13 protein-coding genes and 5 tRNA genes are annotated in these 11,969 nt (G+C 71.1%); 11 read left to right on the forward strand and 7 right to left on the reverse strand.

Going from position 1 to position 11,969, the window contains the following annotated elements:
* Window positions 1-34 precede the first annotated feature (34 nt).
* From AB0G52_RS01380 to AB0G52_RS01395, 4 genes are all read right to left on the reverse strand, one after another.
* Window positions 35-106: transfer RNA gene (locus tag AB0G52_RS01380), tRNA-Val, on the reverse strand.
* 24 nt (window positions 107-130) lie between these two features.
* Window positions 131-202, reverse strand: a tRNA-Val gene (locus tag AB0G52_RS01385).
* Between the two features lies 1 nt (window position 203).
* Window positions 204-277, reverse strand: a tRNA-Cys gene (locus AB0G52_RS01390).
* Between the two features lie 38 nt (window positions 278-315).
* Window positions 316-388 (reverse strand) — tRNA-Gly (locus AB0G52_RS01395).
* Window positions 389-566: 178 nt separating this feature from the next.
* Here AB0G52_RS01395 and AB0G52_RS01400 point away from each other — a divergent pair.
* The 3 genes from AB0G52_RS01400 to AB0G52_RS01410 are packed head-to-tail and all read left to right on the forward strand — an operon-like array spanning window position 567 to window position 3,307.
* On the forward strand, window positions 567-1,610 hold the full coding sequence (locus AB0G52_RS01400) for a chorismate-binding protein (RefSeq protein WP_132889231.1): 1,044 nt from the start codon (window positions 567-569) through the stop codon (window positions 1,608-1,610).
* Window positions 1,607-2,428, forward strand: coding sequence for an aminodeoxychorismate lyase (locus AB0G52_RS01405; protein ID WP_132889232.1), 822 nt, complete (start codon window positions 1,607-1,609; stop codon window positions 2,426-2,428). The genes AB0G52_RS01400 and AB0G52_RS01405 overlap by 4 nt, the downstream gene beginning before the upstream one ends.
* 54 nt (window positions 2,429-2,482) lie before the next feature.
* Window positions 2,483-3,307 carry a GNAT family N-acetyltransferase gene (locus tag AB0G52_RS01410; protein ID WP_132889233.1) on the forward strand — a complete coding sequence of 275 codons (825 nt, stop codon included), beginning with the start codon at window positions 2,483-2,485 and terminating at the stop codon, window positions 3,305-3,307.
* 113 nt (window positions 3,308-3,420) lie between these two features.
* Here the strand turns inward: AB0G52_RS01410 and AB0G52_RS01415 are convergent, their stop codons facing one another.
* A complete protein-coding gene (locus AB0G52_RS01415) occupies window positions 3,421-3,939 on the reverse strand; it encodes a DsbA family protein (protein ID WP_132889234.1) in 519 nt (172 codons plus the stop codon).
* A 282-nt stretch (window positions 3,940-4,221) separates the two neighbouring features.
* Here AB0G52_RS01415 and AB0G52_RS01420 point away from each other — a divergent pair, with 282 nt between their 5' ends.
* The gene (locus AB0G52_RS01420) at window positions 4,222-4,665 is read left to right on the forward strand and encodes a hypothetical protein (RefSeq protein ID WP_132889235.1); all 444 of its coding nucleotides are present in this window, start codon (window positions 4,222-4,224) and stop codon (window positions 4,663-4,665) included.
* 222 nt (window positions 4,666-4,887) lie between these two features.
* A complete protein-coding gene (locus tag AB0G52_RS01425) occupies window positions 4,888-5,040 on the forward strand; it encodes a hypothetical protein (RefSeq protein ID WP_165939380.1) in 153 nt (50 codons plus the stop codon).
* A 68-nt stretch (window positions 5,041-5,108) separates the two neighbouring features.
* Here the strand turns inward: AB0G52_RS01425 and AB0G52_RS01430 are convergent, their stop codons facing one another.
* Complete coding sequence (locus AB0G52_RS01430; protein ID WP_132889236.1) at window positions 5,109-5,669, reverse strand: CGNR zinc finger domain-containing protein; 561 nt, start codon at window positions 5,667-5,669, stop codon at window positions 5,109-5,111.
* A gap of 286 nt (window positions 5,670-5,955) precedes the next feature.
* Entirely contained in the window at window positions 5,956-6,369 is a 414-nt protein-coding gene (locus tag AB0G52_RS01435; RefSeq protein ID WP_004002642.1) for an SsgA family sporulation/cell division regulator, read from the reverse strand.
* Between the two features lie 191 nt (window positions 6,370-6,560).
* Between AB0G52_RS01435 and AB0G52_RS01440 the strand changes: the two genes are divergently transcribed.
* The 6 genes from AB0G52_RS01440 (at window position 6,561) to AB0G52_RS01465 (ending at window position 11,898) form a co-directional block, all read left to right on the forward strand.
* The gene (locus tag AB0G52_RS01440; RefSeq protein ID WP_361332685.1) at window positions 6,561-6,995 is read left to right on the forward strand and encodes a TIGR02611 family protein; all 435 of its coding nucleotides are present in this window, start codon (window positions 6,561-6,563) and stop codon (window positions 6,993-6,995) included.
* A gap of 75 nt (window positions 6,996-7,070) precedes the next feature.
* A tRNA-Val gene (locus AB0G52_RS01445) sits at window positions 7,071-7,142 on the forward strand.
* A gap of 1,031 nt (window positions 7,143-8,173) precedes the next feature.
* Window positions 8,174-9,460 carry an extracellular solute-binding protein gene (locus AB0G52_RS01450; RefSeq protein ID WP_132889238.1) on the forward strand — a complete coding sequence of 429 codons (1,287 nt, stop codon included), beginning with the start codon at window positions 8,174-8,176 and terminating at the stop codon, window positions 9,458-9,460.
* Between the two features lie 11 nt (window positions 9,461-9,471).
* The gene (locus AB0G52_RS01455) at window positions 9,472-10,434 is read left to right on the forward strand and encodes a sugar ABC transporter permease (RefSeq protein ID WP_132889239.1); all 963 of its coding nucleotides are present in this window, start codon (window positions 9,472-9,474) and stop codon (window positions 10,432-10,434) included.
* Window positions 10,431-11,306: a carbohydrate ABC transporter permease gene (locus tag AB0G52_RS01460; protein WP_132889240.1), complete on the forward strand. Its 876-nt coding sequence runs from the start codon at window positions 10,431-10,433 to the stop codon at window positions 11,304-11,306. Before AB0G52_RS01455 ends, AB0G52_RS01460 begins: the two co-directional genes overlap by 4 nt.
* Before the next feature lie 4 nt (window positions 11,307-11,310).
* Complete coding sequence (locus tag AB0G52_RS01465; protein WP_132889241.1) at window positions 11,311-11,898, forward strand: hypothetical protein; 588 nt, start codon at window positions 11,311-11,313, stop codon at window positions 11,896-11,898.
* The last annotated feature ends 71 nt before the right edge of the window (window positions 11,899-11,969 follow it).

Below are 11,969 nucleotides of genomic sequence, written 5' to 3' on the forward strand. Positions count from 1 at the left end.
TCGGGACCGCGATCCGAGGATCACGGGCGGTGCGTGCGCGATACTGGGATTGAACCAGTGACCTCTTCCGTGTCAGGGAAGCGCTCTCCCGCTGAGCTAATCGCGCGGGTCGAACCCGGTGGGGTTCCAGTGGACGATACTGGGATTGAACCAGTGACCTCTTCCGTGTCAGGGAAGCGCTCTCCCGCTGAGCTAATCGTCCTTGGAGGTGGAGACGGGATTTGAACCCGTGTAGACGGCTTTGCAGGCCGTTGCCTCGCCTCTCGGCCACTCCACCAGGAGTGTAGGGGATCGGGAAGACCCCTGTTTCCTTCGAGCGGACGACGAGGCTCGAACTCGCGACCTCAACCTTGGCAAGGTTGCGCTCTACCAACTGAGCTACGTCCGCCAGTCGTTTCGGTCCGCTCTCGCGTCCCGGCGACGTGTTGAACTCTAGCGGATTCCCGGGCCAGCACAAAAACGCGTTTACGCAGCGTGCTGCGCTGCGCCCGACGGACGACGTGGTCAGGGGCCCCTCGGCGACACGCCCGGGTCACCCCGGGGACACCCGCCATAGACTCGACGACGTGCTCCATCACCCTCCTCTCGCCCGGTTCGGGGGCCGTGTCGCCACCGGTCTCGTCGACGTCACCAGCGATCCCGAAGCCCTCGACTCGACCGGCTTCTGGGCCGTCTGCGCGGACTTCGAAGGCGGGCTGACCTGCGCACGCTTCCGTGACGTGCGCGAGGAGCCGGTGCCCGCGCCGGTGCCGGGGGCCTGGCGGGGGCCGGCCGCCGGTGACTGGTCGTCCTCCCTCGACCGTGGCGCGTACACGGCGGCGGTGCGGCGGATCCGCTCGCGCATCGCGGCCGGCGAGGTCTACCAGGCCAACCTGTGCCGGGTGCTGTCCGCGCCGGTTGACCCCGGTGCCGACGTGGACGCGCTGACCGCGCTGCTGGCCCGCGGCAACCCCGCGCCCTACGCCGGAACGGTTCGGCTGCCCGCGCACGGCGTCGAGACCGCCACCGCCTCGCCCGAGCTGTTCCTGCGCCGCACGGGACGGACCGTGGAGAGCGGGCCCATCAAGGGCACCGGCCGTACCGAGGCAGACCTCCTGGAGAAGGACTACGCCGAGAACGTGATGATCGTGGACCTGGTCCGCAACGACATCGGGCGGGTCTGCGCCACCGGCAGCGTGACCGTCCCCGACCTGTGCGCCGTGGAGAAGCACCCGGGGCTGGTCCACCTCGTCTCCACGGTCCGCGGCGAGCTGCGCGCGGACTCCGGCTGGTCCGAGCTGCTCACCGCGGCCTTCCCGCCCGGCTCGGTCACCGGCGCGCCGAAGTCGAGCGCGCTGCGGATCATCGGGGAACTGGAGACCGCACCGCGCGGCCCGTACTGCGGTGGCATCGGCTGGGTGGACGCGGACCGGGGCGTCGGCGAGCTGGCCGTGGGGATCCGCACCTTCTGGATCGACCGCGCCGAGGGCATGCTGCGGTTCGGCACCGGAGCCGGGATCACCTGGGGCTCCGACCCCGAGGGCGAATGGCGGGAGACCGAGCTGAAGGCCGCCCGGCTGCTCGCGATAGCGTCGGGCACGTACGACATGACCGAAGGAGGTCTCGGGTGAGCATCTGGCTGGACGGCCGACTGCAGGACGTCGACACCGCGCGTGTCTCCGTCTTCGACCACGGGCTGACCGTGGGCGACGGCGTCTTCGAGACGGTCAGGGCGACCGACGGCAGGCCTTTCGCCCTCACCCGCCACCTGGACCGGCTGACCCGTTCGGCCCGGGGCCTGGGCCTGCCCGACCCCGACCACGACGAGGTCCGCGCGGCCTGCGCCGCGGTCCTGGCGGCCAACCCGATGCCGCTGGGCCGGCTGCGCATCACCTACACCGGCGGCCACGGCCCCCTCGGTTCCGACCGCGGCGCCCAGGGACCCACCCTGATCGTCGCTCTCGGTGAGACCACCCGCCGGCCGGACTCCACGGCCGTCGTCACGGTCCCCTGGACCCGCAACGAGCGCGGCGCGCTCACCGGCCTGAAGACCACCTCGTACGCCGAGAACGTCGTGGCCCTGGCCCGCGCCCACCAACACGACGCCACCGAGGCGCTGTTCGCCAACACGGTCGGGCAGCTCTGCGAGGGCACCGGCTCCAACGTCTTCGTCGTCCTGGACGGCGAGATCCACACCCCGCCGGTCGCCTCCGGCTGTCTGGCGGGCATCACCCGCGCCCTGACCGTCGAGTGGACGGGCGCCAGGGAGACCGACCTGCCCATGGACGTCCTGGCGCGGGCGGACGAGATCTTCCTCACCTCCACCCTGCGCGACGTCCAGGCCGTGCACCGGGTCGACGACCGCGAACTCCCGGGCGCGCCCGGGCCGGTGACCGCCAAGGCGATGCGGATCTTCGACGAGCGGTCGGGGGAGGACCTGGATCCGTAGGGGCCGGACGTTATTCGGCTGACGTGGGCGTCCCCAATGGGTAGAACACCCTTGATGACCACGACCCTGCGGCCGACCGAGCCGCTCCAGCGCAGCACCGACGGGACGTTGTCCCGCCGCTTCCAGGTGTGTGTGAACAGCCGGCCCGTCGGCACCCTCCACCTCGGCTCCTCGCGGCGCTTCGGCGTCCTGGGCGCCCGCATCACCGACCTGCGCATCGAGGAGCCCGACCGCCGCCGGGGCCGGGGCACGGTGGCCGCGCTCGCGGCGGAGGAGGTCGCGCGCGGCTGGGGCTGCCGCCAGATCGAGGTGGACGTGCCCGCCGGTGCGGAACCGGCCCTGCACCTCGTGCGGTCGCTCGGGTACGTGCTGCGCAACCGGGGCATGGAGAAGCGGCTCGGCGACACTCCGCCCGCACTGCCCGCGGACAGCCGAAGCCGTGAGCTGACCGAGGCCGAGTACGAGGAGTGGTTCCCCCACGCCATGGCGGCGTACGCGCGCGTGTGGCACGAACGGGGCGTGCCCGAGGACGAGGCATGGGAGAGGTCGCGGCGCGACCACGCTCGGCTGCTGCCGCACGGGCCGGCCACGGAGGGCGTGCGGCTCAGCGTCCTGGAACACGAAGGGACGCGCGTCGGTGTCCTGTGGCTGGCCCTGCGGGCGGACGACGCCTGGGTGTACCGGGTGGAGACCGACGCCGCCCACCGCGGTCAGGGGCACGGCCGCACCCTCATGCTGCTCGCCGAGGCCCAGGCGACCGCGGCCGGGAAACGGGTCCTGGCCCTCAACGTGTTCGCCGGCAACACCCCGGCCGAGCGGCTCTACGAGTCGCTGGGGTACGTCACCGTCTCGTACTCCTTCTACAAGGATCTGATCTGACTACAAAGACCTGATCCGATCACGAGTACCTGGTCTGACCACGAGGGCCTGGTCTGACCACGAGGGCCTGGTCCGGCTCGTGCTCCTGCTCCGAGGAGCGGCTCTGAGGGGCCTCACTCCTGTCCGGCCAGCAGCCGGTCCGCGATCTGCTCCACGCGCTCGCGCAGGCCCTCCTGGCTCTTGCCGCCGTCGAGGCGTTCCCCGTCGAGGACGTAGGTCGGGGTGCCGGTCACGCCGATGGCCTTGCCCTCGGCCTGGTCGGCGTCGACGATCAGGATGTGCCGCCCGTCGACCAGCGCCGTGTCGAACTCCTCGGCGTCCAGGCCCAGTTCCCGGGCCACCTCGACCAGGAACGGCTCGCCCGCGCGGTCCAGTTCCTCGACCCGGCCGAGCACCGCCTCGACGTACTCCCAGCCCATCCCCTGCTCCAGGGCCTCCTCGGCGGCCTGCGCGGCGGCGAAGGCGTGCTTGTGCTTCTCCAGCGGGAAGTGCCGCAGCCGCAGCTCCAGCCGGTCGCCGTACCGGGCACGCAGGGCGCGGAGGTCGTCCAGCGCGCTGCGGCAGTCGGGGCACTGCAGTTCACACCAGACGTCCAGGACGGGGGTGCCGGAGGCGGGGGAGGAGTCGTTCATGCACTCCAGTCTTCCAGGCCGGGCTGCCTGGACCCAATCGGAACGGTGGGCGCGAGCCCGCCGACGGCGGCGGTCCCGGCGGCCGGGCCGCGACGCCCCGCCGGTGGCCCTGCCGCCGTGTCTCGTACCAGGGGTGGAGGCGACCCGGACCGTACCCCGAGATGCCCCTGATTGTCAGGCCTGGGCATGGATCGCACGGGCCGGGCGGTGCACGATGGAAGGGGCGAAGCGCGGCGCGCGGCTGTCGCCCGCCCTACCGACCGAGCCCGCCAGGAGGACCGGATGATCGCCGAGACAGTCTGCTCCGCCGTGTCCGTGGCGGGCCTGGGCATCGCCGTGGTCACCGCCTATCGCAAGCGGTACCTGGCGGCGGCCCGGATCGCCGCCTACTCGCTGGTGCCCGTGGGTCTGGTGATGACGGGGGTGGTCGGCTGGCTGGCCGACACCGCGTTCAGTCCCACCGCCTGGGCGGGCTTCGGAGTGCTCGGCGTGGCGTGGGCCCTGTTCGCCACCACCCGTGCCGTGGAGCGCAGACGCGGCGGCACCCGTGCCGAGCGTAAGGCGGCCAGGGCCGGACAGCAGGGCGCGGTCGCCCCGACCGCGTCCGCGCCGTCACTCGGTCCCGGCTCCCGTCAGGCCGCCCCACCCGCCGCGGCGCCCCGCGCGGCGGGCTCCGGCGACGACTTCAGCGACATCGAGGCCATTCTCAAGAAGCACGGAATATGACCCTCCGCGGCGACGGGTGACGAGCGGTGCGGGCAGCGCTTGGCCCTGCGCATATGACAGTCACATGAGGCATTGAAACGACACAGTGCGTCCGCGGCGCGCACAGAACCGTTCAGCGGATGAGCGGAGGCGAAACGGACATCGTGGATTTCGGCGAACTACCGCCTATTCCGGGCGTGTTGATCGCGTAGAGGGTGTCCGCTGAGTCATCATCGCCGCGAGATGCTGGACACGAAACAGAGCGAGGCCGCGCTGCCGGAGGACGAGCCGCGCGGGTGCCTCTTCGCCCTTTCCCAGCCACCGCTGATGATCTTCCTTGCGGTGATCGGGTGTCTACTCCTCATGGCCGCGCTGCACGACCTGCTGTGGCTGTGAGCCGTACCCGCCCGTCCCGGCGCCACCCGCCGGGACCGGCGTCGGCATCGACGCTCCCGCTCCGGGGATCACCCGGCGGCCTCCTTGCGGCGCGCCCGGTACGCGGCGACATGCAGACGGTTGCCGCAGGTCCGGCTGTCGCAGTACCGGCGTGAGCGGTTGCGGGAGAGGTCGACGAAGGCGCGCCGGCAGTCCGGGGCCTCGCAGCGGCGCAGCCGCTCCTGCTCCCCGGCGACGACGAAGAAGGCGAGCGCCATCCCGCAGTCGGCGGCGAGGTGGTCGGCCACCGAGGCGCCGGGGGCGAAGTAGTGCACGTGCCAGTCGTAGCCGTCGTGGTCCGTGAGCCGCGGAGTGGTGCCGGCGGCCGCGACCAGCTCGTTGATCATCCCCGCCGCCGCCCGGGCGTCCGGGGCGGCGAAGATCGCCGCGAACCGACCGCGGACCTTGCGCACGGCCGACAGGTCGAACTCCGACAGCGTGCCGACATCGCTGATGTCGTGGCTTCGTACGAAATCCTGGAGGGCCGGGACGTCGGGCAGTCCGTCCACCGCCGAGCCGTCCTCCGGCGCGGTGTTCACCAGATCCACCACGGCGTCGAGGGAACACCGGGTGTCGTGGGTGATCAGCACGTTTCGCTCCCTGGCCTGAGGGTCGGGCGGGCGCCCGCCGATGGTGGCCGATGGTAGCGACATACGGAGGCCCCGCACCGTGCCCTGTTCCACTCGTGGCTCTCCGTAGAACGGTCACCACCCGGCGGAGGTTCCCACGGAGGCGTGCGTGGCCGGGCGCGTGGACACAGCGGTGCCGCCCCGTGACCGATCACGGTGGCGGCGCCGGTGCTGCCGTATGCGGTTGTCCAGGCCCGAGCCGTCTCCCCGAGTGGACGGCGCCGGGCGGCTTTGGGGGGGACTCGCCCTAGCTCTCCGCCAGGATGTGCGAGAGCTCCTGATCGAGATCGAAGTGCCGGTGTTCCGTGCCGGGCGGCACGGCGGCGTCTGTTCGCTTCAGGAAGGACTCCAGGGCCCGCGCGGGGGCTTCGAGCAGGGCTTCCCCCTCGGGGGAGCTCAGGGCGATGCAGACGACGCCCTGACCGTGACTGCGCGACGGCCAGACGCGGACGTCGCCGGTGCCGGTGGGGCGGTGCAGCCCCTCGGCGAGGAGGTCGCGGGCGAACACCCACTCGACGGTTTCCTCGGCTCCGGTGTGGAAGGTGGCGTGCACGGCGTAGGGGTCGGCCGTGTCGTACCGCAGGCCTGCGGGGACAGGCAGGGAGGACTCGCTCGACACAACGAGGCGCAGGTGCAGCTCGCAGCTGACCGTGGTGTTCATAAGCGCCAGGGCCTTTCGCTCAGTGTGCGCTCGGGGATTCGCACGTCGGCGAAATCGACATGCCACCTACGGTGCCGTTGTAAACCCCTCTGAGTGTTTTGCGTGTGTTTACGTAACTCTTCCGGCCGAGAAGCCGAGCGTGATCTACGACCATTCCGGTGACCCGAATCGCTCAGGTAGGGTTTGGTCGTATGAATACGGGGAGTAACGAACCGAGCGAGGCCGCCGCGGTCTCGGACGGGGCGCGCGGTGAGCGGGAGCTGGGATCGCGGGCGCCCGAGTTCGTCAAGGCGCGCCGGATGCTGCACCTGAGCTGGCAGGTCGGGGTCTTCGCGGTCGGCCTGGCGGTGGTGGCCGTGGGCATCGTCATGCTGCCGCTGCCCGGTCCGGGCTGGGTGGTCATCTTCGGCGGCATGGCGATCTGGGCGACCGAGTTCGTCTGGGCCCAGCTGGTGCTCCGCTGGACGAAACGCAAGGTCACGGAGGCGGCACAGAAGGCCCTCGACCCCAAGGTGCGCCGCCGCAACATCACGCTGACGACGATCGGCCTGGTGATCGTGGCCGGCGGAGTCGGGATCTACCTCTCCCGGTTCGGCGTGGTCGTGCCGTGGAAGATCGAGGAGTGATCCGGCCGCAGGCCGCGCACCCCGGCGACTGGTCGGGGGCACCCCCTGACATGGGGTAATGTTCTTCCTGCGCCCGGGCGATTAGCTCAGTGGGAGAGCGCTTCGTTCACACCGAAGAGGTCACTGGTTCGAACCCAGTATCGCCCACCCGGAACTGCGGCCCACCTGCGAATGAGCAGGTGGGCCGCAGTCGTGTGCCCGGGACCCCCGAGGCCGACGCCTTCCCTCGGGCGAGGCGTGCGGCCGGTTCGCGCGGTTACGGGCGGCCCCCTCGTGCGGTGGGCGGCCTGCGCACGCGGCGCGCCCAGGCCGGTGCTGCGTGGCGAGTGACGTGCCGGAAACCGGTGTGCGGGAGGCCCGTGGCAGGGGCCCTGCTCGTCGCCGGTGGCGGCGAGGGTGACCACGCACCGTGTCCGGCCCCCCGGGCTCCTGTGGGATGCCCGTTGGCGCGGCGAGGCGGACGGCGGTCGTAATCGTCGGAGGTGCGGCGAGGGAGACCGCCGACCCGGGGCGCCGTTCGCCCCCTCGCCCACGACCACGTCACACCCGCGAACACCCGGCACCCCCTCCGCACCCGCCGCCCCACCCCCTCCGCACCCGCCCGCCCCGCCCCGCTGCCCCGCCTCTCCGCGGCCCCGCCCGCCACGCCTCTCCGCGGCCCCGCCGCCACGCCCCTCCGCGCGCGCCCGCCACGCCTCTCCGCGGCCCCGCCGCCACGCCCCTCCGCGCGCCCGCCCGCCCCGCTGCCCCGCCTCTCCGCGGCTCCGCCGCCGCTCCCCCTCCATGCCCCGCCTCTCCGTGGCCTCGCCGTCACGCCCCCTCCCCGCCCCTCCGCCCGCACGGCCCCCGTACCTCGGCGGCCCCGCCCAGGGGCCCTCGCACGCCCCCTCCGCACCCTGCCGCCCGCACGGCCCATCCGCCGACGCCAAGCCGTAACCCTCCCGCCGCTCCCGCCGCTTGACGTTCGATCAGCCGACCGCGCGCGCCCCACCTGCGGCGTCCCCGGCCCCACGGGCGCCGCCCGGCGGTCGCGCCGGGCCTCCCGGTCGCTGCGGTCGCAAGAAATTCCTGTGCGAATCATTGACGCCTCACCGGCCCCTCCGTACCTTGTGCCAGCAAGCGCTTACTTGAAACGATTCATGCAAGCGGCGGCATCCGCTGCGGGGAGGGGCCCGACTGTGGGAACCAGCAGGAATGTGGAGAGGCGGACCATCCTGAAGGCGGCCGGGGCCTCGGCGGCCGCGCTCGGGCTCGCCGCGACCACCGGGTGCGGGGGCGGCAGCGGTGCCGGGGACGGGACGGTGACGATCCGTTACTCGTGGTGGGGTGCCGAGGAGCGCGCCAAGAAGATCAACCAGACCATCGCGCTCTTCGAGAAGAAGTACCCGAAGATCAAGGTCAAGACCGACTTCCAGACGTATGCGTCCTTCTGGGAGAAGTTCCAGACCCAGGCCGCGGGCGGAAATCCCCCGGACGTTTTCCAAAATGCCGTCACCTTTCTTCGGAAGTACGACAAGCGAGGAATTCTGCTCGATCTGAAGTCACAGGTTCAGGCCGGCAATCTGAGCCTGGATCACTTCCGGGCCGGTGTGACGAAGGTCGGCGAGGTCGACGGCAAGCAGGTCGGGGTCCCCGTCGGTTCGAACACCATGGCGCTGGTCATCGACAAGAAGGTCTACGCGAAGGCCGGTGTCGAGCCGCACCCGGGCTGGACCTGGGACGACTACTTCAAGGCCCTGAAGACCATCCACGACAGGACCAAGGTCGCGGGGGACACGGGCTACTTCACGATCATGTACCTCTACGACCTCTACCTCCGCCAGAACGGCAAGGCCTTCTACACCTCGGACGGACTCGGCTTCGACAAGGCCGACCTGACGGAGTGGTGGACGGACGGCTACAACCGCGTCAAGGCAGGCATCGTCACCGACCCGAAGGTCGTCGCGCAGGACGCGCCCAAGTCCTCCCTCTCCGCCGGTCACGGCGCCTCGGAGTTCACCTGGGACAACTTCACCGTCCGCTACTCGGCGGAGGGCGGCAGCACCTACGGTCTCGCCCCGATCCCGACCATGGACGGCAAGCACACCGGGCAGTACCTCGCCTCCCTGATGCTCAGCGCCTCGGCCCGCACCGCGCACCCGAAGGAAGCCGCCCAGTTCATCGACTTCATGGTCCACGACCCCGAGGTCGGCAGGATCATGGGCTACGACCGGGGCATCCTCGCGAGCACCGAGCAGTACGCGGCCTACCGGCCGACGGACCCGGTCAACAAGGAGATCGCGCAGTACGAGGACGACACCGCGAAGGCGGGCGTGCTCGGCACGATCACCCCGCACCCCTCCGGCGCCGACACCATCGAGGCCGCGTTCCTGCGCATCGGCGGCGACCTCGGACAGGGCAAGACCAAGGTCACCGACGCGGTGAAGCAGTTCTTCACCGAGTCCGAGGCCGCCTTCCAGGCCTGATGGGACCTGCCGTGACGCTCGTCAAGGACTCCCTGCCCGCGGCTCGCGGAACGCGTTCGGCCGCCGCCGCCCCCACCGGGCGGCGGCCGGGCCGCCGCCGCGAGAACCTCGCCGGCTACCTGTTCATGTCCCCGTGGATCGCGGGCTTCCTGCTGCTGACGGCGGGCCCGATGATCGCCTCCCTGTACTTCGCGTTCACCGACTACAACCTCTTCAACACCCCCAAGTGGGTCGGGCTCGACAACTTCACCCGGATGTTCGACGACCCCCGCTGGCAGAAGTCGGTGGAGGTGACCGCGAAGTACGTCGTCATCGGCACCCCGCTCAAACTGCTGCTGGCGCTCGGGGTGGCGATGCTGCTCGCCCAGAGCCGGCGCGGCCAGGCCTTCTACCGGGCCGCGTTCTACGCCCCCTCGCTGATCGGCGCGAGCGTCTCGGTCGGCTTCGTCTGGCGGTCGCTGTTCTCCGACGGTGCGGTGGTGGACCGTACCCAGTCCTTCTTCGGCTGGCACGTCGGCGGCTGGGTCGGCAACGCCGACTGGGTGCTGTACTCCCTGGTCGCGCTGACGGTGTGGCAGTTCGGCGCCCCCATGGTCATCTTCCTGGCCGGTCTCAAGCAGGTGCCCAGGGAGCTGTACGAGGCGGCCGCGATGGACGGCGCCGGGCCGCTGCGCCGCTTCTGGAACATCACTCTGCCGATGATCTCCCCGGTGCTGTTCTTCAACGTGCTCCTGGAGACCATCCACTCCTTCCAGATCTTCGGCTCGGCGTACGTCGTCTCCAACACCCAGTGCGGCCCGGCCGACGCCACGCTCGTCTACACCTGCTACCTCTACGAGCAGGGCTTCAAGAACGCCCAGATGGGCTTCGCCGCCGCGATGGCCTGGATGTTGCTGCTCGCCGTCGCCCTGGTGACAGCCGTCCTCTTCTGGTCCCAGAAGAAGTGGGTGCACTACGAGGAGGACGCCCGATGAGCGCGATCACCACCAAGGTCACGGACGCGGTCGGCCGCAAGCGGACCGGATCCCTCGCCTGGCACATCGGCGCCCTGCTGATCCTGGCGGTCATCCTCTACCCGGTGGTCTGGGTGATCGGGGCGTCCTTCAAGCCCAGCAAGGACATCATCAACAGCCTCCAGCTGCTCCCGTCCCATCCGATCCTGTCCAACTTCAAGGGTCTCGCCGACGGCATAGCGGACATCAGCATCTGGACGTTCTTCCGGAACTCCCTGTTCTACGCCGGGGGCGCCGTCGTGGGCGTGCTCGTCTCCTGCTCGCTCACCGCCTACGCGTTCGCCCGCATCCGGTTCGCGGGCCGCAACCTGCTCTTCTCCCTGATGATCGGTACCCTGCTGCTGCCGTACCACGTGCTGCTGATCCCGCAGTACGTGATGTTCCAGAAGCTGGGCTGGATCAACACCTACACGCCGCTGCTGATCGGCAAGTACCTCGCCACCGAGGCGTTCTTCGTCTTCCTGATGGTGCAGTTCATGCGGAACCTGCCGCGGGAGCTCGACGAGGCGGCCCGGCTCGACGGCTGCGGGCACCTGCGCATCTACTGGTCCATCGTGCTGCCGCTGTGCCGGCCCGCCCTCATCACCAGCGCGATCTTCACCTTCATCAACGCCTGGAACGACTTCATGGGCCCGCTGATCTACCTCAACGAGCCCGGCAAGTACACGGTGTCGCTGGGCCTGATGATGTTCCGCGACTCCGACGGCGTGGCCGCCAACTACGGCGGCATGATCGCCATGTCCCTGGTCGCGCTGCTTCCCGTGCTGCTGTTCTTCCTCGCCTTCCAGCGCTACCTGATCGACGGAATGGCGACCTCCGGACTGAAGGGCTGAGACCGTGGCCGACGACGTACGCGTGAAGCCCACCCCTCTGTCGGACCGGTTCGGTGTCTTCGCCGAGTGCCTGCTCACCGGCGTGTGGATCGCCGTCGCCTCGCTGGGCGTCATCACCTGGCCGGCCGCCTTCGCCGCCGGTGCCCGGCATCTGCGCCGCCGCACCGGGCAGGTCGGGGGCGGCTGGCGGGAGTTCGTGAGCGACTTCCGGGCCGCGCTGCCCGGCGGCCGGCTGGTCGGACTGGCCGGCTGGGCGGCGCTCGCCGTCGCCTGGGTGGATGTGCGGGCGGTGCGCGCCGGGCTGCCCGGCGGGCCGCTCGTCGGGGCCGTCGGCCTGTTCGCGGTGCTCGGCCTGGCGGTCACGGGGCTGCGCGCGGCAGCCGTCTGGACGCCCGGCGACCGCTGGCGCACCCTGCTCGCGGCGGCCGGCCGCCGCACCGTCCTCGACCCCGGCGGATCCTTCCTGCTCGTCGGGGGAGCGGTCCTCCTGGTCTGTTCCGCCCTGCTCATCGCGCCGCTGGCGGTCCCCGTGCTGGGCGCCGTCGCGGCGGCGGCCGTCGCCGTGGAGGAGCGCCACCGGCGCCGCCGCTGACGGCCCCGTACCAGGGGCGGCGCCCGACCGGCGTCGCACCTCCTCCCTCTGTCATGCCCCTGATCACCTGC

Origin of the sequence: Streptomyces sp. NPDC021562, from assembly GCF_040640875.1 — a bacterium.
In the GTDB taxonomy this organism is placed as follows: Bacteria; Actinomycetota; Actinomycetes; order Streptomycetales; family Streptomycetaceae; genus Streptomyces.

Excerpts from the sequence above, each read along its gene's own strand:
- AB0G52_RS01410 (WP_132889233.1), top strand. The coding sequence starts at position 2,483 with ATGACCACGACCCTGCGGCCGACCGAGCCGCTCCAGCGCAGCACCGAC.
- AB0G52_RS01415 (WP_132889234.1), bottom strand. The coding sequence starts at position 3,939 with ATGAACGACTCCTCCCCCGCCTCCGGCACCCCCGTCCTGGACGTCTGG.
- AB0G52_RS01420 (WP_132889235.1), top strand. The coding sequence starts at position 4,222 with ATGATCGCCGAGACAGTCTGCTCCGCCGTGTCCGTGGCGGGCCTGGGC.
- AB0G52_RS01425 (WP_165939380.1), top strand. The coding sequence starts at position 4,888 with ATGCTGGACACGAAACAGAGCGAGGCCGCGCTGCCGGAGGACGAGCCG.
- AB0G52_RS01435 (WP_004002642.1), bottom strand. The coding sequence starts at position 6,369 with ATGAACACCACGGTCAGCTGCGAGCTGCACCTGCGCCTCGTTGTGTCG.
- AB0G52_RS01440 (WP_361332685.1), top strand. The coding sequence starts at position 6,561 with ATGAATACGGGGAGTAACGAACCGAGCGAGGCCGCCGCGGTCTCGGAC.
- AB0G52_RS01460 (WP_132889240.1), top strand. The coding sequence starts at position 10,431 with ATGAGCGCGATCACCACCAAGGTCACGGACGCGGTCGGCCGCAAGCGG.